19 protein-coding genes are annotated in these 21,748 nt (G+C 39.7%); 15 read left to right on the forward strand and 4 right to left on the reverse strand.

The features are described from left to right. Positions 1-379: 379 nt before the first annotated feature. From AC1Z3S_RS05615 to AC1Z3S_RS05660, 10 genes are all read left to right on the forward strand, one after another. Positions 380-859 (forward strand): DUF6530 family protein, encoded by a 480-nt coding sequence (locus AC1Z3S_RS05615; protein ID WP_265457511.1) that lies wholly within the window; start codon positions 380-382, stop codon positions 857-859. 102 nt (positions 860-961) lie between these two features. Further along, positions 962-3,220 carry an AAA family ATPase gene (locus tag AC1Z3S_RS05620; RefSeq protein ID WP_461739538.1) on the forward strand — a complete coding sequence of 753 codons (2,259 nt, stop codon included), beginning with the start codon at positions 962-964 and terminating at the stop codon, positions 3,218-3,220. A gap of 448 nt (positions 3,221-3,668) precedes the next feature. Further along, the gene (gene glgB / locus AC1Z3S_RS05625; protein WP_461739970.1) at positions 3,669-5,567 is read left to right on the forward strand and encodes a 1,4-alpha-glucan branching protein GlgB; all 1,899 of its coding nucleotides are present in this window, start codon (positions 3,669-3,671) and stop codon (positions 5,565-5,567) included. Between the two features lie 30 nt (positions 5,568-5,597). Next, positions 5,598-6,728 carry a glucose-1-phosphate adenylyltransferase gene (locus tag AC1Z3S_RS05630; protein WP_461739539.1) on the forward strand — a complete coding sequence of 377 codons (1,131 nt, stop codon included), beginning with the start codon at positions 5,598-5,600 and terminating at the stop codon, positions 6,726-6,728. Between the two features lies 1 nt (position 6,729). Next, positions 6,730-7,878 (forward strand): glucose-1-phosphate adenylyltransferase subunit GlgD, encoded by a 1,149-nt coding sequence (gene glgD, locus AC1Z3S_RS05635; RefSeq protein ID WP_461739540.1) that lies wholly within the window; start codon positions 6,730-6,732, stop codon positions 7,876-7,878. Further along, on the forward strand, positions 7,875-9,308 hold the full coding sequence (gene glgA, locus AC1Z3S_RS05640) for a glycogen synthase GlgA (RefSeq protein WP_461739541.1): 1,434 nt from the start codon (positions 7,875-7,877) through the stop codon (positions 9,306-9,308). The genes glgD and glgA overlap by 4 nt, the downstream gene beginning before the upstream one ends. Before the next feature lie 31 nt (positions 9,309-9,339). Further along, the gene (locus tag AC1Z3S_RS05645) at positions 9,340-11,751 is read left to right on the forward strand and encodes a glycogen/starch/alpha-glucan phosphorylase (RefSeq protein ID WP_461739542.1); all 2,412 of its coding nucleotides are present in this window, start codon (positions 9,340-9,342) and stop codon (positions 11,749-11,751) included. A gap of 1 nt (position 11,752) precedes the next feature. Beyond that, positions 11,753-13,564, forward strand: coding sequence for a glycoside hydrolase family 13 protein (locus AC1Z3S_RS05650; RefSeq protein WP_461739543.1), 1,812 nt, complete (start codon positions 11,753-11,755; stop codon positions 13,562-13,564). Between the two features lie 109 nt (positions 13,565-13,673). Continuing rightward, complete coding sequence (locus AC1Z3S_RS05655; RefSeq protein ID WP_461739544.1) at positions 13,674-14,486, forward strand: Cof-type HAD-IIB family hydrolase; 813 nt, start codon at positions 13,674-13,676, stop codon at positions 14,484-14,486. Next, positions 14,479-14,976, forward strand: a complete 498-nt coding sequence (locus tag AC1Z3S_RS05660) for a GNAT family N-acetyltransferase (RefSeq protein WP_461739545.1) — start codon at positions 14,479-14,481, stop codon at positions 14,974-14,976. The genes AC1Z3S_RS05655 and AC1Z3S_RS05660 overlap by 8 nt, the downstream gene beginning before the upstream one ends. A gap of 86 nt (positions 14,977-15,062) precedes the next feature. On the opposite strand, the gene AC1Z3S_RS05665 is transcribed toward AC1Z3S_RS05660, so the two are convergent. From AC1Z3S_RS05665 to AC1Z3S_RS05675, 3 genes are read right to left on the reverse strand one after another with little or no spacing between them, the layout of a single operon-like run. Beyond that, positions 15,063-15,941 (reverse strand): SPFH domain-containing protein, encoded by an 879-nt coding sequence (locus tag AC1Z3S_RS05665; protein ID WP_265457500.1) that lies wholly within the window; start codon positions 15,939-15,941, stop codon positions 15,063-15,065. Between the two features lie 35 nt (positions 15,942-15,976). Continuing rightward, complete coding sequence (locus tag AC1Z3S_RS05670) at positions 15,977-17,575, reverse strand: hypothetical protein (RefSeq protein ID WP_461739546.1); 1,599 nt, start codon at positions 17,573-17,575, stop codon at positions 15,977-15,979. A gap of 3 nt (positions 17,576-17,578) precedes the next feature. Then, complete coding sequence (locus tag AC1Z3S_RS05675; protein WP_461739547.1) at positions 17,579-18,346, reverse strand: ABC transporter ATP-binding protein; 768 nt, start codon at positions 18,344-18,346, stop codon at positions 17,579-17,581. Between the two features lie 218 nt (positions 18,347-18,564). Between AC1Z3S_RS05675 and AC1Z3S_RS05680 the strand changes: the two genes are divergently transcribed. Then, positions 18,565-19,080, forward strand: a complete 516-nt coding sequence (locus tag AC1Z3S_RS05680) for a GNAT family N-acetyltransferase (protein WP_461739548.1) — start codon at positions 18,565-18,567, stop codon at positions 19,078-19,080. Between the two features lie 50 nt (positions 19,081-19,130). Here the strand turns inward: AC1Z3S_RS05680 and AC1Z3S_RS05685 are convergent, their stop codons facing one another. Next, entirely contained in the window at positions 19,131-19,490 is a 360-nt protein-coding gene (locus AC1Z3S_RS05685) for a MerR family transcriptional regulator (RefSeq protein WP_461739549.1), read from the reverse strand. A gap of 70 nt (positions 19,491-19,560) precedes the next feature. Here AC1Z3S_RS05685 and AC1Z3S_RS05690 point away from each other — a divergent pair, with 70 nt between their 5' ends. Genes AC1Z3S_RS05690 through AC1Z3S_RS05705 form a run of 4 tightly spaced genes read left to right on the forward strand, consistent with a single transcriptional unit; the run spans position 19,561 to position 21,736 of the window. Continuing rightward, a complete protein-coding gene (locus AC1Z3S_RS05690; RefSeq protein WP_461739550.1) occupies positions 19,561-19,857 on the forward strand; it encodes a hypothetical protein in 297 nt (98 codons plus the stop codon). 14 nt (positions 19,858-19,871) lie between these two features. Beyond that, positions 19,872-20,390, forward strand: a complete 519-nt coding sequence (locus AC1Z3S_RS05695; protein ID WP_461739551.1) for a YbaK/EbsC family protein — start codon at positions 19,872-19,874, stop codon at positions 20,388-20,390. After that, positions 20,380-20,898, forward strand: coding sequence for a GNAT family N-acetyltransferase (locus tag AC1Z3S_RS05700; RefSeq protein WP_461739552.1), 519 nt, complete (start codon positions 20,380-20,382; stop codon positions 20,896-20,898). Before AC1Z3S_RS05695 ends, AC1Z3S_RS05700 begins: the two co-directional genes overlap by 11 nt. Beyond that, a complete protein-coding gene (locus AC1Z3S_RS05705; protein ID WP_461739553.1) occupies positions 20,891-21,736 on the forward strand; it encodes a metallophosphoesterase family protein in 846 nt (281 codons plus the stop codon). Before AC1Z3S_RS05700 ends, AC1Z3S_RS05705 begins: the two co-directional genes overlap by 8 nt. The last annotated feature ends 12 nt before the right edge of the window (positions 21,737-21,748 follow it).

Consider the following 21,748-nt stretch of genomic DNA (forward strand, 5'->3'; position numbering starts at 1 on the left):
TAACAGCTGTTTAAAACAGCGATGAACCAAAGAAAATAACTGGGTTTTGGCCATTTATTGTCGAGAGTCTCTTTGAAAAAATTATCAACTTTTGCGTTCGGTTGTAAAGTGCTGAAGAAATAATTCTAGGATATAAAAAAGAAAATTTGTTTAAATAAATTTTTAGGTTAAGGACTAACGTAAAAATTGCGCCAACGAGACAAGGCATTTTAACTACGCAAACCGTAAGATTATTAGTGAAAGAATTTACTTTTCCACAGAAAGACAATTTACTCCAAGAGCAATATTCACAGCAATCCATATTCATTGCTTTTCAAAAGCAGTCTCCGTATAATTTAGTAAATTAGTAATTTACTAAATTACTAAAGGAGGAATTATTTTGAAAATACCAACTACACTTAAACATAAACCCGTTATAGTGGTGGAAGATTATGATAAAATCGACGGACATTTTGCCTGGGAAACAGATGCTAAAGGGCTCTCGCTAGGCTTGGCCCAGTGGAATGACCGGGGCAAAGTCGAAATTTCTGGCAAAGTTTGGCGCTATACCGGTGAAAAATGGTCCCGCCAATCAGAGGAACTACCAATTACGCGGATTTTAGATTTGGCAATTTTGGTTGTTGAAACGACTAAATATTTTCAGGATGCCTATCGTTTTGAAAAATTTTATGATGTCACCAATCCGGTGGTGGAAATCATCGGCCTACAAGGCAACCGGATGACAGTAGAAATAGCGATGGACAATCCGAAAATTGATGAAGATATTTTATTATTTCATGATACCTTACAAAAAGATGGCGAATTAATTGGTGAACGGCTGAGGACATTAAAGCGTCTATTAGATGAAGCTGGCTATTAGTATAATTTTGTTGCAGTAAGCATCTCACTATTAATTTTTCAACCATTTAGCTATCAAAAAAAATTTCGTTATCACACCCGCAGTAGATTTGGAGGAAGCAGCATGAGGGATTTCGTTATCACCAATGGAAGACCATTTACAAAAATAGAACAGCAGATGATTTGGCGCAAGCCTCAAAGTCATCAAACCAGCCAGGAAGAAATTCGGATTGCCGGTGAAATCAAAGAAAACTGGTTAGATACAGAATTAAAAATCAGCAATATTTTATTAGAAGGGGACGCTGGCTCGGGGAAGACCCAGCTGGCCAAAGCCCTCTCGGCTGATTTGCAGCTGCCTTATACTAAAATCACTTGCTTTGCCGACATGGATAAATCAGATGTCTTTGGTGCTCTGTTGCCGATTGTTGAGAGTGATCGGGAGGAAGATCAAGAATTATTGGAAAGTATTTACCAGACTGAAAGCCTTGAAACAGTGCTCGAGTTAATCGGCCGTCATTATTCCATTGACGCCTTCAATGCCAAACAAAAATTAGTTGCCTTTATTAATCGGATTGAAGCTGGTGATACCAGTTCTGTTCAATATAAATATTATCCATCAGAAATTGTCCGGGCCATCGAGAAAGGCTATCTTCTGGAAATCCAAGAACCAACTGTGATTCGTGATGCCTCTGTTTTAGTGGCATTAAATTCGGCTTTAGAATCCGATGGCATGTTGAATCTGCCCACCGGAATGGTGCAGCGGCATCCGGATTGTGTGATTGTGATTACCACCAATCGCAATTATCAGGGCAATCGCCCGTTGAATGAATCCTTGCGGGATCGCATGCAGCATGCCGAAAAAATGGATTTACCGCCTCTATCGGTAATGGTGGAACGGGGTATCGCCAAAAGCGGCATCAATCAAGAAGAGCTGCTAGAAAAAATGGCAGAAATTGTTCGGCTATTGGATTTGACAGCAAAAAACAATGCCATCAAGGGTGTCGCTGGCATGCGTTCGTATTTTTATTGGATCAATACGTATAAAAATCAAGAAGATTTATTTGCAACCATTTATCAAAAGGTTTTATATAAGCTAACCACCGATGAAAATGAACTCAAAATTTTAGAAGATGCCTTAGCAGAAAGCCAGCTCCTATTTGAGCTGCGGGGAATTATCAACCAGCAGCCTCGACAAAAGGCTGGCCGTAAAATTTCTCAAACGGATGCCAAAGAGCGCAATATTTTTGAGGACAGTCTAACTGCCAATTTAGTGGCACCAGCAGATGAACTGTCAACAGTTGAAGAAAAGACAGCAGAGACTGAAGAAGTGCAAAAGCAGGAGGAAACGCCCAAAACTAATATTGCAGAACCTTCAAGTCGAACCAATGAAGAGCTAGCTACAGACGAGCTTGAAAGGCAAGCCAGTCTTGAACATTCAGAAAGCGGCGAGTTTACTGAAAAAACGGAAGCTGGTCTTGGAGAAGGGGCACTCACCACCTTTAACGAAGCCCAGTCGACTGAAAAAAAGGAGTTGAATAAAGCTGCCAGAGAATTCTTGAAGCAGACAATTCATAATAAAAGTGGTCTAATAATCCATAGGCCAACAATGGATGCTGAATTATTAAAGGCCGCTCAGACTGCAAAGCAACCCTTGTTAAAAACAGTTGACCAATTAAGCCGCCAGATGTTAGCGATTCTTGAAAAAGAGCAGCCGGCAAATTATCAAACTGGTAAATATGAAGGCAGTCGCTTTAATGCGAGTCGAGTTGCCTATGGCGATTTTAAAAATTTTGATCGCCAAAATCCACCAACTGAAGGGCCTTCTTTAGCGCTTGCTTTAAGAATTGACGAATCCGGTTCAATGATTCGTGATCAGCGTTTAGAATCAGCACGAGCTGCTGCTCTGGCTGTCAACGAATTTGCGAAAGAAGTTAACATTCCCCTTTTAATTTATGGCGACACTGCTGATAAAAATATGCGGGAAAAAACTTCGGTTTATTCTTATAAGGAGTTTGCAGATAGTTTTCAATTTGTCGACGGCAAACTAATGACGATGACACCTCGGCAAAATAATCGTGATGGCGTCGTTTTGCGCTTGATTGCCGATAAGTTAGTTCAGCAAACCGCTACGACTAAGCTTTTAATTAATATCAGTGACGGTCAGCCAAAAGCATTACCGGATTATTCTGGTCAAAAGGCCCAGGCTGATATTCAACAGGTCTTAAACGATTACGAACGGCAAGGGATTATTTTCTTAGCCGCCGCAATCGGCCAAGACAAAGAAATCATCAAAAATATTTACGGGGAACAGCGCTTTTTAGATATTTCTGATTTGCAAACACTCCCAATGCAGTTAATTGAATTAATCAGCCGCTATCTTTAATTTAAAAAATTAAACACATCGACTTTATTATCCATCGTTTTTTTAGGAGTTTCCTTAAGAAAATTAAGAAGGTAAAGTTTATGTGTTTTTTTTGTTTAGACCACAAATCAAAAAATAACATTTGAAATCTTATCGAGAAGGCTTCCCAGAATTCAGTGATTGCGTTAGAATAAAATGAAAGAAGATTAGATTAAAATGAGTTTTTATGACTGTTTTCAGAAAGAAAGCAAGTTTTTTTGTGAAAATGAAAACGAAAGCTTTGTTCACATTTAAAAATGTTTCTTTTTAAATTTGGTCGAAAATTTTTTTAATTTAAAAAACAAGATTAATTTAGCTTGTTTACAAAAAAAACATAATTTTCCTTTTCTCTTTTGTGAAATATATGTTATCTTTAATATACGGAGAAAATGAAAATTTAGTGAGGAGGCGAGGGGCGAAATTGAAAAAAATGAGAAAACAGATTGCCGAATTTAAACGCACTTTCAATACCGGTGAAAATTTTTACAGTCAGCATCTACTCGGTGCAAGGCCCTCAAAAAATGACGAAATTGAGGGTTATACCTTTCGGGTTTGGGCACCCCATGCTCAACAGGTTTGGTTAGCGGGTGACTTTAATGATTGGGATAAAAGTTTACCTTTAACCTTTGACAGCAACAGTGGGATTTGGGAGATTTTTACGGACATCCCCAAAGAAGAACAATTATACAAGTACATAATTCAACGGGCAGATGGATCAGAGGTATTTAAATTTGATCCCTATGCGATTCAGTTTGAAGAACGACCTGGCAATGCGGCTGTCCTTCACACGATTCCAGAAAAAAAATGGCAGGATGGATTATGGCTAGGCCGCCGCAAACGCAGCAACCACTTTAAACGACCTCTTAACATATACGAAGTTCACGCAAGTTCTTGGCGCCGTCATCCTGATGGCCGACTTTTTACATTTTCCGATTTAACCAATGAATTAATTCCTTACGTTAAAGAAATGGGTTTCACCCATATTGAATTTATGCCTTTGATGGAACATCCACTTGGCGCATCTTGGGGCTATCAACTGACGGGCTATTTTGCTTTAAGCTCCTACTACGGAACTCCAGAAGAATTTCAAACTTTTGTAGAAACTTGTCATATTAATAATATTGGCGTTTTTGTCGATTGGGTGCCGGGACATTTTTCCCGCAACGACGACGCATTGGCTTACTACGACGGCACACCACAATTTGAATACAGCGACATCGACCGAGCGGAAAATCGCGGCTGGGGCTCGCTGAATTTTGATTTAGGCAAGCCAGAGGTCCAAAGCTTTTTAATTTCAAATATTTTATATTGGATTGAGATGTTCCACATTGACGGCATTCGAGTCGATGCCGTTTCCAACATGATTTATCGGGATTACGATATGGGACCTTGGTCGCCAAATCATGAAGGCGGCAATCGCAATTTTGAAGGCTTTTACTTCCTACAAAAATTAAATTCAGTGGTTAAACTGGCTCATCCAGATGTCATCATGGTGGCGGAAGAAAGTTCATCTGACACAAAGATTACCGGTATGGTAGAAAGCGGTTCACTGGGCTTTGATTACAAATGGAATCTTGGCTGGATGAACGACGTCTTGAAATTTTTCGAAATGGATCCAATTTACCGCAAAGATAATTTAAATTTATTAACCTTTTCTTTCATGTATATGATGGATGAGAATTTTATTTTGCCTTTTTCCCATGACGAAGTGGTTCACGGCAAAAAGAGTCTGATGCATAAGATGTGGGGCGATCGTTATCGGCAATTTGCTCAGCTTAGAACGATGTTCACCTATTGGGCGACTCATCCCGGCAAACAATTATTGTTTATGGGCAGTGAGTGGGGGCAATTCTTAGAGTGGAAGTATGATGAGAGTCTGGAATGGGTCGATTTAAAGGATGATTTAAATAAAAAAATGCAAAACTTTACTCAGCATTTAAATCGCATGTATTCCGAAGAAAAATCACTGTGGATTCACGACGATTCTTGGGAAACGATTGAAATTATCGACGCCAATAACACGAGTGATACCGTCTTGAGCTTTATGCGTAAAGGTAAAACCAAAAGTGATTTTTTAATTATCGTGATGAATTTGACACCAGTTGAGCGCCAGGATTTTCATATTGGCGTACCTTATCCAGGCGTCTATCAAGAAGTCTTCAATACCGAGATGGTTCAATGGGGCGGAACTTGGACGGCCCACAATACTGATAAAAAATCACAGGATCTTCAGTTTAATCAACTACCTCATCTAATTCAAACAACAGTTCCTGCCTTAGGAACTTTGATTATCAAACCAAAAAGTGTCAATGTCCGCAGCAAAAAATAAGTAATGGCTACAATAGTAGGGGGAATCGTGATGAAAAAAGAAATGCTAGCAATGATTTTAGCGGGGGGCAAGGGCACCCGCTTAGAAAAATTAACAGAATCTGTCGCCAAACCGGCAGTGCCCTTTGGCGGACGGTATCGAATTATCGACTTTACTTTAAGCAACTGTGCCAACTCTTCCATTAATGATGTCGGCGTTGTCACCCAATACGAACCCCGCGAACTTAATTTCCATGTAGGCAGCGGTGTAAATTGGGGCTTAAGCGGTATCGATTCCGGTGTAACTATTTTACAACCATTCTCATCTTCTGCTGGCGGCAAATGGTTTGAGGGAACCGCAGATGCGATTTTACAGAATATCGCCTTTATCGATCACGAAGATCCTGAATATTTATTGGTCTTATCCGGTGACCATATTTATAAAATGAATTACGATCACATGCTGGAAACTCATAAAGAAAACAATGCTGATTTAACGATTGCGGTGATTGAGGTTCCTTTAGATGAAGCGTCGCGCTTTGGGATTATGAATACCGATGAGAACGATCAGATTGTCGAATTCGAAGAAAAGCCTTCCAATCCAAAAAGTAATTTGGCTTCAATGGGTATTTATATTTTTAACTGGCAGTCTTTAAGAAAACTATTGGTGGACAGCCAAGAAACTGGCGTGGATATGTCAGACTTTGGTTCAAATGTCATTCCAAGATATATTAACGACCAAAAAAATGTTGTCGCTTATCGTTTTTCCGGCTATTGGAAAGATGTCGGCACAGTGGATTCTTTATGGCAAGCCAATATGGATTTTTTAAATTTGGACAATGAATTAAATATTCACGATCGTTCTTGGCGGATTTATACGAAAAATACCATGGCACCACCGGAATTTATTGATGAAACAGCTGAGATAAATGAATCAATTGTGGTGGATGGCTGCTATGTTGCCGGTAAAGTCCATCGAAGTGTGCTATCGACGGATGTGCAAGTAGGCGAAGGCTCAGAAATTATTGAGAGCGTCCTGATGCCAGGAGCTAAAGTTGGCAAAAATGCTCGCTTGTATCGGACGATTGCTGGTGAAAATTCCGTTATCAATGATGGTGTGACAATCGATGGTAGCGAAGGCATTCAGTTAGTTGGTCACGGCGAAGTAATAGGAGGAGAGTAATATGAATAATAGAAACTGCGGTATCATCTCAAATATTGATAATAAAGAAAAAGTTTCTGAACTAACCGAGCGCCGAGACCTGTCTACCTTAACCTTTGATTGTAAATATCGAATTATTGACTTTCCTCTTTCTAATGCGATGAATGCGGATTGCAATACCGTTTATTTCACCTTAAGTCAACGCTCTTTCCAATCAGTCTCAGACCATCTTGGTAGTGGTCGTGAGTGGGGCTTTGATGGGATTCGTAAACGTTACTTTACTTATGTAACGGACCCGCAGGATTTATACAAAGACAATATTTATTATGAAAATCTGATTGATTATTTAAAGAAATCAAAATCTGTCGTCACCTTTGTGATGGGAACTGATATTATCGCCAACGTTGATTTAAATCCGGTGGTCGCTTTTCATCATCAAGAAGGCGCTGTGATTACGGCCATCTATAAAAATGTTTTAGAAGATAAATTATCCCAATACTGCAACCTTTTGGAATTAGATGAGTTTGGTGTAATCACTGGAGTTACCTGCGAGTCAGCCGAACCGCAGGATACTTACACGAGTTTGTGCTTAAATGATTTTGTTGTCGATACCAAATGGTTAATCAAACGCTTAGAGTTGGCGGTTGAAGGACAAGAAAATCTGACATTACAGGAATTAATTTACAGCTCGTTATTAGGCGGCGAAAAAACCGTTGGCTATGAGTTTAATGGCTATATCAGCAATATTTTTGATATCCAGTCTTACTTCCAAAGTAATATGGATATGCTGAGCTATCCTAAAATGCACAATTTACTATTTGGTGAAAATAAAGTCTACACCAAATTGAAAAATGAGGCACCGACTTATTACTGCCAAGATTCAAATGTCAAGAAAAGTCATTTTGGTGCCGGCTGTGTGATTCGCGGCACTGTCCAAAATTCAATTATCTCTCGACTAGTCAAAGTTGACTTGGGTTCGATTGTCAGAAATTCAATTATTATGGGAGGCACAAAAATCGGCGAGAATGTTCAGATTCAATATGCTATTATAGATAAGAACGTAGTGATTGATGACGATGTGAAAATTACCGGCACGTTAAATGAGCCTGTGGTAATCAGTAAGGGCTCCCATATCACTAAGAATGTAGAAGGTCGAGTGATAACAGCATGAAAATTGTCTATGCGGCAGCAGAATGCGCACCATTTTTTAAAACAGGGGGATTAGGGGATGTCATGGGGGCACTCCCTAAGGAAATAGCAAAAAAAGGGGAAGAAGTCGCTGTGATTCTTCCTTTTTATGAGAAAATCATGGCCCCAAAATTCAAAGCTGATTTACAGGATGAATTTAATTTCATCGTCGAAGTTGGTTGGCGGGAGCAATATTGCGGCGTCAAGTCTTTGAAAAAAGATGGTCTGAATTATTATTTCATCGATAATCAGTATTATTTTGGCAGAGATGGCATTTACGGATACTTTGATGATGGCGAACGCTTTGCCTTTTTCCAAATGGCCGTGATTGAAGTCCTAGAGCGGATTGAATTTATTCCTGATGTGCTGCATGTCAATGATTACCATACGGCGATGATTCCTTTCCTATTAAAGGAAAAATATCGGTGGATTAATGCTTACGCTGATATTAAAACGGTCTTATCCATTCATAATTTACAGTTCCAAGGAATTTATGCGCCGCAAATTTTAGCTGATTTGTTCGGCATGGGCTTGGAAAAATATTATGACGGCACGATTCGCTTTAATGACTGTGTCAATTTTATGAAGGCCGGCTTAATTTATGCCAATCAGATTGTCACCGTGAGTCCAACCTATGCTGAAGAAATAAAAACGCCGGAATTCGGTGAACATTTAGAGGCGATTTTAAATCAAGAAAGCTGGCATTTGACGGGTATCTTAAACGGGATTGATTACGATGTCTTTGATCCGGCAACAGATCCGCATATTTATCAAAACTTTGACAGCCAAAAACCAGCTGGCAAGGCAGAGAATAAAGCACAATTGCAAAAGGAATTAGGCTTGCCAGTAAAAAAAGACGTTCTTTTAATTGGCGCTGTCAGTCGCTTAACCCATCAAAAGGGCTTTCAGCTTTTAGTCAATGAGATGAATAATCTATTGCAGTTTGATGTGCAGGTGGTAGTGTTAGGAACCGGTGAATATTCTTTTGAAGAGGCCTTCCGTTACTTTAACGGGGCCTATCCGAAAAAACATCGGGGCATTATTGATTTTGACTTAGATTTAGCTCAGAAAATTTATGCTGGTGTCGATTTATTCTTGATGCCTTCAGCCTTTGAGCCCTGTGGCTTGTCTCAAATGATTTCCATGCGCTACGGCACACTGCCCCTCGTCCATGAAATTGGCGGCTTAAAGGATACTGTGATTCCTTACAATCCGCTGACGAAAACGGGAACCGGCTTTGGCTTTGTCGATTTTGATAGCTATATCTTTATGGAAACTATCAAAAAAGCCTTAAAGGTCTTTGTGGAAGAACCGAAAATTTGGCAAAAAATGATGGCTCAGGGGATGACCACTGATTTTAGCTGGACCGCTCGCAGTAGTGAGTATCAAAAAGTTTATCAAAAGCTGTTTTAGGAGTTAGTTTAATAAAAAGGTCGTGAATTTTGTGAAGATAACGAAAGAAAATTTTGAAGAACTATTCATTCAGAAACTAAGAGAATATTATGCTTTGGATATTTCAGAAGCCGGGGATGCAGAATTATTAAATACCTTAGGCCGGATTATCACGAGTTATTACAACGCAAATGTTGTCGAAACTAACAAAGTTTATGCAGGTCACCACGTCAAGCAGGCATACTATTTTTCCATCGAGTTTTTACCGGGGAAAATGTTAAAAAATAATTTGCTGAAATTAGGCCTCTTAGATACGGTCACTTCTGCCTTGGCTGAGATGGGCATCGACATTGAAAAATTAGCCAATGTTGAAAAGGATATGGCCTTAGGTAATGGCGGTCTTGGCCGCTTGGCATCTTGTTTTATGGAATCCTTAGCTGCCGGCAGTTTTCCTGGTCACGGTAATGGTATTCGCTATTCCTATGGTCTGTTTAAACAACGGATTGTCGACGGCTATCAAGTTGAAATTCCTGATGATTGGTTGAAAAATCCCAATGTCTGGGAAGTTCGCAAGGAATCCCGGGCAGAAAATGTCCGCCTTGGTGGGAATGTCTATCTTGTGCCGCTACCAAACGGCAACTTTAAACCGGTCTATGAAAGTGCGCAAATTTTACGGGCGGTTCCCTATGACACCGGTATGATTGGTTACCACAATAATACGGTTAACAATATGCGACTATGGTCAGTGGAAATTCCGGCTTCAGAGGAATGGCGTTATGATTCATTGCAGGAAAAACGTCAATTTGAAGACTTGACCTCAGTTTTGTATCCAGATGATTCCAATGAATACGGTCGGTTAGTTCGTTTAGCGCAAGAATACTTTTTTGTCTCTGCTGGACTGCAAAGCATTATCAATTTCCAAAAGAAAAATCATATTCCAATGGAAGCTTTGCATCATCAAATTGCAGTGCATATCAATGACACCCATCCGGCGATGGCCGTCGCAGAATTAATGCGAATTTTAATTGATGAAGAGGATCTCAGCTGGGATACAGCCTGGCATGTGACAACTAAGGTTATGAGCTATACAAATCACACCATCATGCAGGAGGCTTTAGAAACTTGGCCGATTGGCATGGTTCAACAAGTTGTGCCACGGATTTATCAAATTATTGAAGAGATTGACCGGCGTTTTGTCGAAGAAATGACCGGCAAGCATCCCCATTATTTGATTGAAAATACTCGTATTATTGCACATGAGCGGGTGCGGATGGCGAATTTGGCTATCATCGGTAGTCACAGTGTCAATGGCGTAGCAAAACTGCATTCTGAATTATTAAAAAATGTTGTACTGCATGATTTTTACACGCTATATCCAGAAAAATTCAATAATAAAACCAATGGGATTGATGTTCGCCGTTGGCTGCATCTCTCTAATCCAGCCTTAGGTAAAGTTTTAGATCAAGCCATTGGCAGTGGCTGGCGGGATGATATTCATCAGTTGCGCCAACTAGAAGACTTTATTGAAGATGACCAAGTGCTTAATGATTTAGCAGCTGCTAAGTTGACAAATAAAAAACATTTGGCCCAATGGATTTTTGAAAAACAAGGGATTGAATTAAACCCAGAAGCAATTTTCGATGTTCATATTAAACGATTCCACGGCTACAAACGCCAATTGCTGAATTTATTGCATATCATGAAATTGTATTTGGATTTAAAAGAAAATCCTGAATTAGAGATGCATCCAAGAGTCTTTATGTTTGCCGGAAAGGCAGCACCAAGTTATCAATTTGCCAAAATGAATATCAAGTGCATTAACGAAGCCGCCCGCTTAATCAATAATGATCCAGATGTAAATCAAAAACTGAAGGTTATTTTTATTGAAGATTATAATGTGACTAAAGCTCAGAGTATTATTCCAGCAGCCGATGTCAGCGAACAAATTTCACTAGCCTCCAAAGAAGCTTCCGGCACGAGTAATATGAAGTTCATGCTAAACGGCGCTTTAACCATGGCGACATTAGACGGCGCCAATGTCGAAATTCGTGATGAAGTCGGCGATGATAATATCTTTATCTTTGGCTTAACTGAAAAAGAAGTGTATGAATATTATCATAATGGTACCTATAACTCGCGGGAACTTTATCAAAATAATCAAATGATTCGCCGCGTAGTCGATACGCTGATTGATGGCACCATTCCTAATGTCCGAATTGAAGGCGGCGAATTGTATAAGACACTGGTTGATTACAATGATGAATATTTTGTCTTACGTGACTTTGAAAGTTATGTTGCAGCGCAAAAACGCCTTGATTTAGATTACGGCGATCAACGTCTGTGGCAGCAAATGTCCTTAATCAATATTGCCCACGCTGGACATTTTTCAGCGGATGATACCATCAAACAATATGCCGATGATATTTGGCATATCCAAGCAATAGACCCTAAAGGAAGTCGTTAAAATGGCAGAAATCAACGTCCAATTCAATCCGTGGCAGGAGACTTTTAAAAAACCTTTTGGTGCGGTGGCAGTAAATCAGACTGTCACCTTCAATTTAAAAGTAACTGCTGAAAATCCGAAAGTTTTTTTAGTGATTCGTAAGGAAAACAGTTTTCAAGAAGAGTGTTTGATGAAGGCGACAGAAGATAATTTTTATGCAATTGATTTTCAATTAGCCAAAGAAATTGGCTTGTATTTCTATTATTTTAAAATTGAAGTCCATCAGCCTGAACGCGACATTGTGGCTTATGTCGGTAAAAATCATCAGAATTTAGCACCAAAATTAACAGGGAATTTAGAAGAAGTCTGGGAATTTCAACTGACCTCCTTTGAGGCAGAAATTGATCAAGCGCCTGAGTGGTACCGTCAGGCGATTGCCTATCAAATTTTTCCAGACCGGTTCAATGAAGTGCGGGATACTCTGCCAAATCGGGCAGATAGTTTGTATTACTTAAATAAAACAGATGCGCCTTATTATATTAAGGACGAAAAGGGCGAAGTGGTTCGCTGGGATTTTTACGGCGGTAATTTTGCTGGTATTTTAGCCAAACTGCCTTATCTAAAAAAGCTTGGGGTTTCTTTGATTTACTTAAACCCAATTTTTGAAGCCGGCAGCAATCATCGGTATGATACGGGGGATTATTTCAAAATCGATGATTTTCTTGGCAATAATGAAGACTTTAAAAAGTTTGTCGAACAACTTCATCAAGAAGGCATTCGTGTAATTTTAGATGGCGTTTTTAACCATGTTGGTCGCAATAGCCGTTACTTTAATGGCGACGGCAGCTATGATAGTCTCGGTGCTTATCAATCACGACAAAGTCCTTATTATCCGTGGTTTAATTTTGGTCATTTTCCAGAAGATTATCGTTCTTGGTGGGGTTTTAAAAATCTACCAGAAACTAATAAACAAAATCCCGGCTTTCAAGATTTTATTTATGGCAAAGACGGTGTGATTGATTATTGGTCGAACTATGGAGTTGACGGTTGGCGAATTGACGTTGCCGATGAATTTCCTGACTTTTTCCTGCGGGGCATTCGCAATCGGTTAAATCATCATAAAGACCAAATTTTAATTGGCGAAGTCTGGGAGGACGCCTCCAATAAAATTTCCTATAATCAACGAAGGGATTATATTTTAGGGAATAGTTTACATGGAGTAATGAACTATCCTTTGAAAAATGCCATCGTTGCCTTAGTGACTGACCGGCAAACACCAGAAGGAGTCGCGTGGGAGTTGACGAGTCTGCGGGAAAATTATCCGCGGGCCAATTTCTTTAATGGGTTGAATCATTTGAGTACCCATGATACCGAACGGATTTTTTCTTTATTGGATCAAAATATCAAAGCCTTAGAGCAAGCCGTCGCCTTTATGTTTTGTGTGCCTGGCGTCCCTTGTATTTATTATGGGGACGAGGCTGGTCTGACTGGCGGCAAAGATCCAGATAATCGCAAGTTTTACCCGTGGGGACGGGAGAATGAAAAAGTAAAAAATATTTATCAAGACTGGAGCAAGCGCCGCAAAGAAAAAGCGGTTTTAGCAGAAGGTGAAGTGTATTTTGGTTATTACCAAGATTTTATGATTGTTTTACGAGCAGATCAGACAGATTACGCCCTTTTGATTTTAAATACCAGCAGCTCAGAAGCGATGCTGGTCTTCGAGGAAATCGATTTTCTACGGCCGTTACCTGAAAAATTGGCTCAAGCAATTAAGCAGATGCCTCCGCAAAAACTGAGCGGCAAAGATTGCCTCTATCGTGATTACCGTTTTTAAAAAGTTATCAGATAAAATGAAAAGCAGCCTTCATCTGGGGATATGAAGGTTGTTTTTTGCGCTTACCTATGGTTTCATTGAAGGAGAAAGAAGACAAAGGAGCGAGCAGATGATTAAATTAGTTGCAGTAGACATGGACGGTACTTTTTTACACTCAGATAAAACTTACAACCGTGATTGGTTTAAGGAGCTGCGTCAGCAAATGACCTTTGATGGCGTTAAATTTGTCGTCGCCAGCGGCAATCAGTATTACCAGCTACGGAGTTTTTTTGACGACTGGCAAAGTATTCCCTTTGTTGCTGAAAATGGCGGCTTAGTGCTAGACGGAGAAGAAGAACTTTTTGTTGGCAATATCCTTCCTGAGGTGATTGAAAAAACCTTAAAGATCTTGGCAGAGTATCAAGTGGCCACTTTACTATGCGGCCGCAAAAAAGCCTATTACACGACTGACAATCAACAGTTGGTGGATTACATCGCTGAATATTATTATCGTATGGAAAAAGTTCAGCAATTTTGGCCATTGCCAGCGGACCGATTTTTAAAATTTGCGAATATTGTTAAAAATCCGGAACACGCAGCGGAGTTGACGAAAGTCTTAAATGAAAAATTAGCCGGTGAAATGATTCCTGTGAATAGTGGGCATCAGGATATTGATATTATTTTACCGGGGGTTAACAAGGCCCATGGCTTGAAATTATTAGGGGAAAAATATCAAATTTTACCAAATGAAATGATAGCTTTCGGCGATGCCGGCAATGATTTAGAAATGCTGAAATTTGTGGAGCATGGTTTTGCGATGGCCAATGGGCAAGAGGTGATTAAAGCAATCGCCCAAAAGGTTGTGCCTAGCAATAATGAAGACGGTGTGTTACAAACAATTCAAGACTTTGTCGACAACAAGTGGGAATATCCTTATGCTTAAGTATCGTTTGCTTAAGGCAGAAGATGCTGCGGCTTTTTACCAGCTGTCTAAACAGCTGGATCAAGAGACCCCTTACATGCTGTATCTGCCAGATGAACGGCAGGAAAATCTGGCGGCATTGGAAAATATTTTGACAACGGCCAACGAAACTGGATTTTTGTTGGGTGTGTGGCAGGATTCAGAGGAGCTGATTGGTTATATTTCAGCTAAGGTAACACCCTTGCAAAAAATCCAACACACCGCTTACATCGTTATCGGTATCCGGCAAGCTAATTGTAGGCAGGGCATTGGCAGCCGGCTTTTTACAGAATTGGAGACTTGGGCGAAACAAAAGCAGCTGCATCGTTTAGAGTTAACTGTTATGACAGAAAATCAAGCGGGCCTCCAACTATATCAAAGCAAAGATTTTGTCATTGAAGGTATCAAAAAAGACAGTATTTTTATGAATGGTCGTTATCAAGATGAATATCATATGGCAAAGCTACTTTAGCCAATAGCCAAATTAATCAATAAAACAGACTCTAAAAAGAAAGCCAGTCGGCAATCTTCTCAGAGTCTGTTTATTTTATAAAAATATTATTTAGATTTTTCGACGTCGCCAGTGTTTATCACAGGCTGAGTACCTTTGTCGGTAATAATGGAAACCAAAAGATTATTAATCAATTGGACTTTGCGGTCATCAGTAAAATTAATTTCCTGGCCGTCTTCGATTTGCTCCAAGGCCATTTGAGTCATTGAAACGGCCCCTTCAACAATCGTTTGGCGGGCAGATAAAATTGCTTTGGCCTGTTGCCGTTGCAACATAGCGCTGGCAATCTCGGTTGCATAGGCCAAGTGGTTCAAACGAGTTTCAATCACTTCAACGCCGGCTACTGCCAAACGGTCTTGCAATTCCTTAGCCAATTCAGCAGATACTTCATTTGTATTGCCTCTTAAGGTAATATCGCCGTCTCCATAGCTGTCATAAGGATATTGCGTGGCAATGTGGCGAATAGCTGTCTCACTTTGAATTTCGACAAAATCTTGATAGTAATCAACATCAAACAAAGCTTTAGCGGTGTCGACTACTTTAAACACAACAACGGCGGAAATTTCAATCGGATTGCCTTCTGAATCATTGACCTTCAACAGTGAGCTGTTAAAGTTGCGAACTTTTAAAGATACGTTGATTTTATTGGTAAAGGGCGTGATAACAAATAGTCCGTTGTCTTTGATCGTACCTAAATACTGACCAAAAAACAAAACTGCTTTGGCCTGATTCGGGCTGACAATGGTAAAAGAACTGAGAAAAAGAAAAGCTAAGATAATAATCACCGTTCCTAAAAGCATCGGCAAAACGCGAATATCATCTCCAGAGACACCCATAAAAAATAAATAGAGACCACCCAAAATTGCCAAAATTAAAACGATTAAAGCCAAGTAGCCATTGACATGGAAAGTATTTTTTTCCTTCATCATTTTTCCTCCTTATTTATTACATCTAAGTTCATCTAATTCAATAAATCCTGAGACCAAAAAACTTTTTGATAGTGGCGATTAACGGCAAAGGTGATGATGGCAAAGATCACCAGCGTAATCAAAGTAATCAAGAGAGTTTGGCCGGTTAGCACGAGCCAAAAGCCCAGAGCTGCTGTCACAAGTCCGCCGATAATCAACACGCCAAAATAAATGAAAACCATCCCCCAAGTACCAGCACCTCGATTAAATAATTGGGAAACACTGGTCCAATTGGTCGTCAAAAGGCGATAATCTCGATAGAAATAATAGCAGCTTAATAAATAAGTCCCTAAAAAATCCCCTAACAGAACGCCGATGATTAAGAGTGGATTAGCCTGCATGACCAGGCTGATAATCAACACCATAAGCCCCGTTAAAATCATTTGCACAATGACCGCAAAACGGAATTTCACCTTTAAATAGTCGCTAAAATTCATCGGTAACGAACGGATAAATTCAAAATTATCGCCGTCTAAAGAAATCATCATGCTGCCGATGGAGGTCGTATTAATTGTAAAGGCGGAATAAAAGACACCAATTACAAAGGCAATCGGCCAAAAATCAGCACTTATCCCAACTAAATTAAAACCAGAAGTCATCATATTGATCAGCATAATCAAAGGAATTAACGCAATCGAGCTAAAAGCCTGCAGCATTAAAGTTGGATTTTTAATCAGTGACAAGTTGTAGGTCATCAGCTGTCGATTTAAACTGCGATAGGCAATTTTTTTCTTGCTGGCTTTTTCCGAAAGGACCGGAGTATATTCTCCGCTGGCATAATTGTACATTCTTGGCACGACAAATTTAATCGCCAAAACAAAAATCAAGCCGGTCACCCCTAAAATGCCGATAATCGACAGGACTCCTCCTAAACTAAAGGGATGCACGATGGCCATGTGAAAGGGTAAAAATGGCGGTAGCGGTGTCTGATCTGGCAGCACGCCTTCATAGACATAAGTTTGCTGAGAATTGACATATAAAATTCCTGCCACCATCCCGATGGTTGGAATCACCATTAACAAAGTAGTAAAAACACTTTTGTGGCGATTAAACCATTTTGATTGGACCAATACGGAAACCAAAAGGGCACTGAAGCCTAAAATAATGAAAAAGAAGGCCAAGCCCAACACAATCGCAATAACAAAATTAATGATTGGTGCAGCACTGCTGCGAAAAGCAGTGAAACCAAATAGCACAAAAACCGGCAGCTGAAAAGGGGCAACGGTCAAGGCAACCGTTAAAAATTTCCCCATAAAGACAGAGGCCTGTGTGTAAGGCAACGGCAGATAATCTTTTAAATCTTTGCTGTCATAAAAGACATTAAATAAAATTGAAATTGATTGAGAAAAAGACATCAAACCAAACATCAAACAATAAAACGTGAAAAAGCCGGGGTAGTTTGGATAATCCACTGACATCATAATCAAGCCATACATAAAGGCAAACATCACCGCAATCAAAACATACTGACTCAGTAAACTGCGGGTCAAGGACTTGTCTTGGCGATTTTTCTTTCTAAGCTGCATGGTTGTCTGCGGATTAGCATAGAGCAGGTTAATTTTGAAAAGTTCCCATACTTGAGTTTTATTCATGGGCTAGGCCTCAGAACTTTCTGAACTAATCGCAGCGCTGGCTTGCTGTTCTGATTGGCGCCCAGCCATTTTTAAGTAAACAGATTCCAAAGACTCATCTCCTGCTGAAGCCAAGAGGTCATCTACTGAACCGTTATAGATTAATTCCCCTTGCTTTAAAATCGCCAATTCATCGCACAATTGCTGTGCAGTATCTAAAACGTGGGTCGAAAAAATAACCGTTTTTCCTTTGGCTGCATGGGCCTTCATCAATTCTTTTAAGTCAAATGCCGCTTGCGGGTCTAAGCCTTGCATCGGTTCATCTAAAATCCAGACATCTGGATCGGAGAGTAGGGCACCAATCAAAATGGCTTTTTGCCGCATCCCGTGGGAAAAATTATCCAATAATTCATTACCCTTATCCTCAAAATCAAACAGTTTAGTGTATTTCGCAATTTGCTGATTTTTTGTAGCTTCAGATAAACTAAAGGCCACAGCAATTAAATTCCAATATTCATTGGCTGTTAATTGCAAAAATAAATCCGGTGTATCAGGAACATAGCCAATCGTCTTTTTAATCGCCAGACGATTGTCCGCTAATTTTTGGTTGTCAAAAAAAATATCTCCGCTCGTTGGATTAATCGTGCTGACTAAACATTTAATCGTTGTCGATTTACCGGCACCGTTATGTCCGAGAAAGCCAAAAATTTCTCCTTCCCGAATTTTTAAATTTAAATCCTTTAAAGCAATTTTATCTCCGTAATGCTTGGCAACATTTACTAATTCAATCATCTTATTTTCCCACCAATCCTTCAAATTATATTGCAACTTTTTTCAAAAAAAATCATGTTTTTTTCAAGTATGGCTATATTATACCGCTTTTAAAGGGATTAAAGAAGATAAATCCGTCGATTCTTAGCGTTACAGCTAACCTTTAAAAATCAATTGCATTGGTGTTTTGAAAGAATTCTTGTGCTAAACTAAAAGAAATTTAAAAAGGGTGTGATGGGATGCATTATGTTTTAGAAACACCGCGACTGCGTTTGCGAGAGTGGCAGCCGGGTGAAGAGCTTGAGTTAAGTAAGTTCTTAGCTGATCCTGAGGTGATGTACGCTTATGAGCATGGCTTTTCTGAAGCCGAGGTGAAAAATTGGCTGCAATGGAATCTGACTTCTTATCAAGAGAATCAATTTGGTTTGTGGGCGATGGAATTAAAAGCGAGCGGCGAAATTATCGGCGAGTGTGGGTTAACCTCACAGCAGGTGGCGGGTAAAAACTATTTGGAGATTGGCTACCATTTGCAAAAAAACTTTTGGGGACACGGCTATGCTATTGAAGCTGCCCGGGCTTGTAAGGAATACGCCTTTGAGCACCTTACCAATGAAGTTGTTTCAATCGTTCGTGATACGAATTTAGCTTCGATGAATGTAGCTATTCGCAATGGGATGCTGGTGAGGGAGCGATTTTCAAAGGATTATTATGGGCTAAAGATGCCTCATTACTTATTCAGCGTAAAAGAAGCTTAGTCAGAGTTCCAATATAAATATTATGTAAACTTGATTCCGGCAAAATAAAATTATTCCGCCAATTTTTCTAAAAGCTGGTCCTTTGTCAGCAATAAATTATTTTCTCTTAACTGCAGGTCTGCTTTCTCAATGGCAACTTGTGCTAGAGCTTCTTCAATAATGCGCAGATTTTGCTGCCATTGTTGGGACGTTCCACAATACTTTTCATGGCTTTCCTTCAGCTTTTTGATTAAAGCGAGGGAAAATCCCAATTTCTTTAGAGCTTGAATATTTTCAAAATCAGCGACTTCTTGCTCTGTGAAATCATACCAGCTCTGCTTTTTTTGAGGCGTTAAAAGCTCTAGTTTTAGATAATGTTTAACGGTGTCAACAGTTGTCTTTTGCTGTTTTACAAACTGGGAAATATTCATTTTTATTTTCTCCTTGTCAGGGGGTTAACCCCCTGTGTTTTACTTAGTATACCAAAAGGAGGAAAAAAACATGACCTTAATTTTTTATATCGTGACTGATTTTTACGGCAGCTTGATGCTTGTCGCCAGTAGTATTATGAAAACTAAAAAACAACTTTCTTTAAAACTGCTGCTAATAAATTTAGTTGGCGGCGGCTGTTTGTTCTTAGCACCCATTAGCCCAATTTTTTTCTATGGCGGGCTGAGTATTTTATTGTGTGCAGCAATTTTGAACGGACTGAGTCTCAATGGAAGAGTAAACTGGCGACATTTAGTAGTGAGATGTTTGTTTTCTCTGCTGCTACTTTATTGGCATAGCAAATTATAAAAGAGGGTGACAAGATGACGATTTTACCAGCGGCTGATATCTATCAGCGCTTAAAAAAATTGGAGATTGCCTATCAAGTTATTCAGCACAAAGCTGTTTATACGGTCGCTGATATCGATTTTAAAATTCCGGCATCCGCAGTGAAAAATCTATTACTGAAAGGGAACGGCAAAAACAATCCCCATTATTATCTTGTGGTGATGCCAGATTCCATCCAGTTGGACTTAAAAAAGCTGGCGTTATTTGTAGGCGAAAAACGCTTAAGTTTTGTGTCAGCTGAGGACTTAGCTGAGAAGTTCGGCCTACAGATGGGGGCGGTGGGGCCCTTGGCTTTGCCTGAAAAAAGAGGTGAGGGGAGCAGTTCTATAAAGGTTTTACTCCATCAAGATATCCCCCGCAATCAAAAAATCGGGTTTCATCCAAATCAAAATGACGCGACAGTGATTTTAGACTATGCTGATTTTTTAAAATATTTAGCGGCCCTGCACTACCAGCCATTTTATTTTTCTGGGGAGGATACACATGATACGTAACTTAACACAAAAAGATGCCGCAGCGTATCATCAATTACGGCTGCAGGCTTTGCAGGAAGCACCGGAGGCTTTTGCGGCAACTTATCAGCAGGAAAAAGATTATACGGAAGAACAAATTCAAAAGCGACTCGCCGACAAAAATCAGAAAATGTTGCTGGGCTTTTTCCATAATCAAACTTTAGTTGGCATGGTGGGCTGCTATCAAGAAAAGGGTTTGAAGTTAGCTCATAAAGGTGTAATTTTCGGCATGTATCTGCTGCCAGAATTTCATAAAAAAGGCTTTAGCCAACAATTATTGCAGCAATTGCTTACTGAAATCCCGCAAGCTTTTCCAATGATTGAACAAGTGAGTCTTTGTGTGAATGCTGAAAATTTTGTGGCCGTTCACCTGTATCAAAAACTAGGTTTCAAAGAATACGGCCATGAAGAAAACGCATTAAAGTGGGACAATCGTTATTACGATGAAATATTAATGTCAAAGCTGATTGGAGGGGAAAAAGATGGTTAAAAAAATTGCACTGCTCGCTGATGTCCACGGAAATTTGACCGCCTTTAAAGCCGTGCTAGCAGACTGTCAAGAAAAAGCGGTGGAGGACTATTGGTTTCTTGGGGATTTATTGTTGCCAGGTCCAACTGGCCAGCAGATTTTTGCGGAGCTAAAAAAATTAAATTTGTCGATAACAGTCAGAGGCAACTGGGATGATTGTCTGCTAGAGGTACTGGATAAAAAGATTGATTTAGCTGACCCAACCGACGTTTACATTGGCATGCTGACGAAATTTGTTTACCAAGGCTTGTCTTTGGAAAATATTGACTGGCTGCGAAATTTACCCTTACATCAGTCGACGACAGTGGAAGGAATTAATTTTGGAATCAGTCATAATCTACCGGCAGAAAACTGGGGCAGTAGCTTGTCGACAGTTGGCAAACAAGCTGAGTATGACCGACTTTTTGAAGGGGATTTAGAAGAGTTAGATGTTGCTATTTATGCCCACGTGCACCACCAAACATTGCGCTACAGTAGCCAAGACCAATTGATTTTAAACCCCGGCTCTATCGGGCAAGCCTTTAGTTCTTGGTCCAAATTTCGTTCTGATGGCCAAGCCTATTACACAATTTTGCAAGTGGAACAAGAGAAAATTGTTGACATTGATTTTAAAAGAGTTGCCTATGATGTTTCAAAGGAAATTGCTTTAGGGAAGCAATTGCAAATGCCATTTTATCCACAATATAAAGAATTAATCAGCAAACGAATCAATCATACCCATGATAAAGAACTACTGGAAAAAATTATTCAAGAAAATAATTACCGACAAGAACTACAAGATTTTTTAAATGAATTGTAATTCTTGCGGGGA

Source organism: Enterococcus sp. LJL90, from assembly GCF_056924355.1.

Coding starts and splice junctions, on each gene's coding strand:
- AC1Z3S_RS05620 (WP_461739538.1), top strand. CDS start 962: ATGAGGGATTTCGTTATCACCAATGGAAGACCATTTACAAAAATAGAA.
- AC1Z3S_RS05690 (WP_461739550.1), top strand. CDS start 19,561: ATGACCTTAATTTTTTATATCGTGACTGATTTTTACGGCAGCTTGATG.
- AC1Z3S_RS05700 (WP_461739552.1), top strand. CDS start 20,380: ATGATACGTAACTTAACACAAAAAGATGCCGCAGCGTATCATCAATTA.
- AC1Z3S_RS05675 (WP_461739547.1), bottom strand. CDS start 18,346: ATGATTGAATTAGTAAATGTTGCCAAGCATTACGGAGATAAAATTGCT.
- AC1Z3S_RS05705 (WP_461739553.1), top strand. CDS start 20,891: ATGGTTAAAAAAATTGCACTGCTCGCTGATGTCCACGGAAATTTGACC.
- AC1Z3S_RS05685 (WP_461739549.1), bottom strand. CDS start 19,490: ATGAATATTTCCCAGTTTGTAAAACAGCAAAAGACAACTGTTGACACC.
- AC1Z3S_RS05650 (WP_461739543.1), top strand. CDS start 11,753: ATGGCAGAAATCAACGTCCAATTCAATCCGTGGCAGGAGACTTTTAAA.
- AC1Z3S_RS05630 (WP_461739539.1), top strand. CDS start 5,598: ATGAAAAAAGAAATGCTAGCAATGATTTTAGCGGGGGGCAAGGGCACC.
- AC1Z3S_RS05670 (WP_461739546.1), bottom strand. CDS start 17,575: ATGAATAAAACTCAAGTATGGGAACTTTTCAAAATTAACCTGCTCTAT.
- AC1Z3S_RS05660 (WP_461739545.1), top strand. CDS start 14,479: ATGCTTAAGTATCGTTTGCTTAAGGCAGAAGATGCTGCGGCTTTTTAC.
- AC1Z3S_RS05680 (WP_461739548.1), top strand. CDS start 18,565: ATGCATTATGTTTTAGAAACACCGCGACTGCGTTTGCGAGAGTGGCAG.
- AC1Z3S_RS05695 (WP_461739551.1), top strand. CDS start 19,872: ATGACGATTTTACCAGCGGCTGATATCTATCAGCGCTTAAAAAAATTG.
- AC1Z3S_RS05655 (WP_461739544.1), top strand. CDS start 13,674: ATGATTAAATTAGTTGCAGTAGACATGGACGGTACTTTTTTACACTCA.
- glgB (WP_461739970.1), top strand. CDS start 3,669: ATGAGAAAACAGATTGCCGAATTTAAACGCACTTTCAATACCGGTGAA.
- glgD (WP_461739540.1), top strand. CDS start 6,730: ATGAATAATAGAAACTGCGGTATCATCTCAAATATTGATAATAAAGAA.
- AC1Z3S_RS05665 (WP_265457500.1), bottom strand. CDS start 15,941: ATGAAGGAAAAAAATACTTTCCATGTCAATGGCTACTTGGCTTTAATC.
- glgA (WP_461739541.1), top strand. CDS start 7,875: ATGAAAATTGTCTATGCGGCAGCAGAATGCGCACCATTTTTTAAAACA.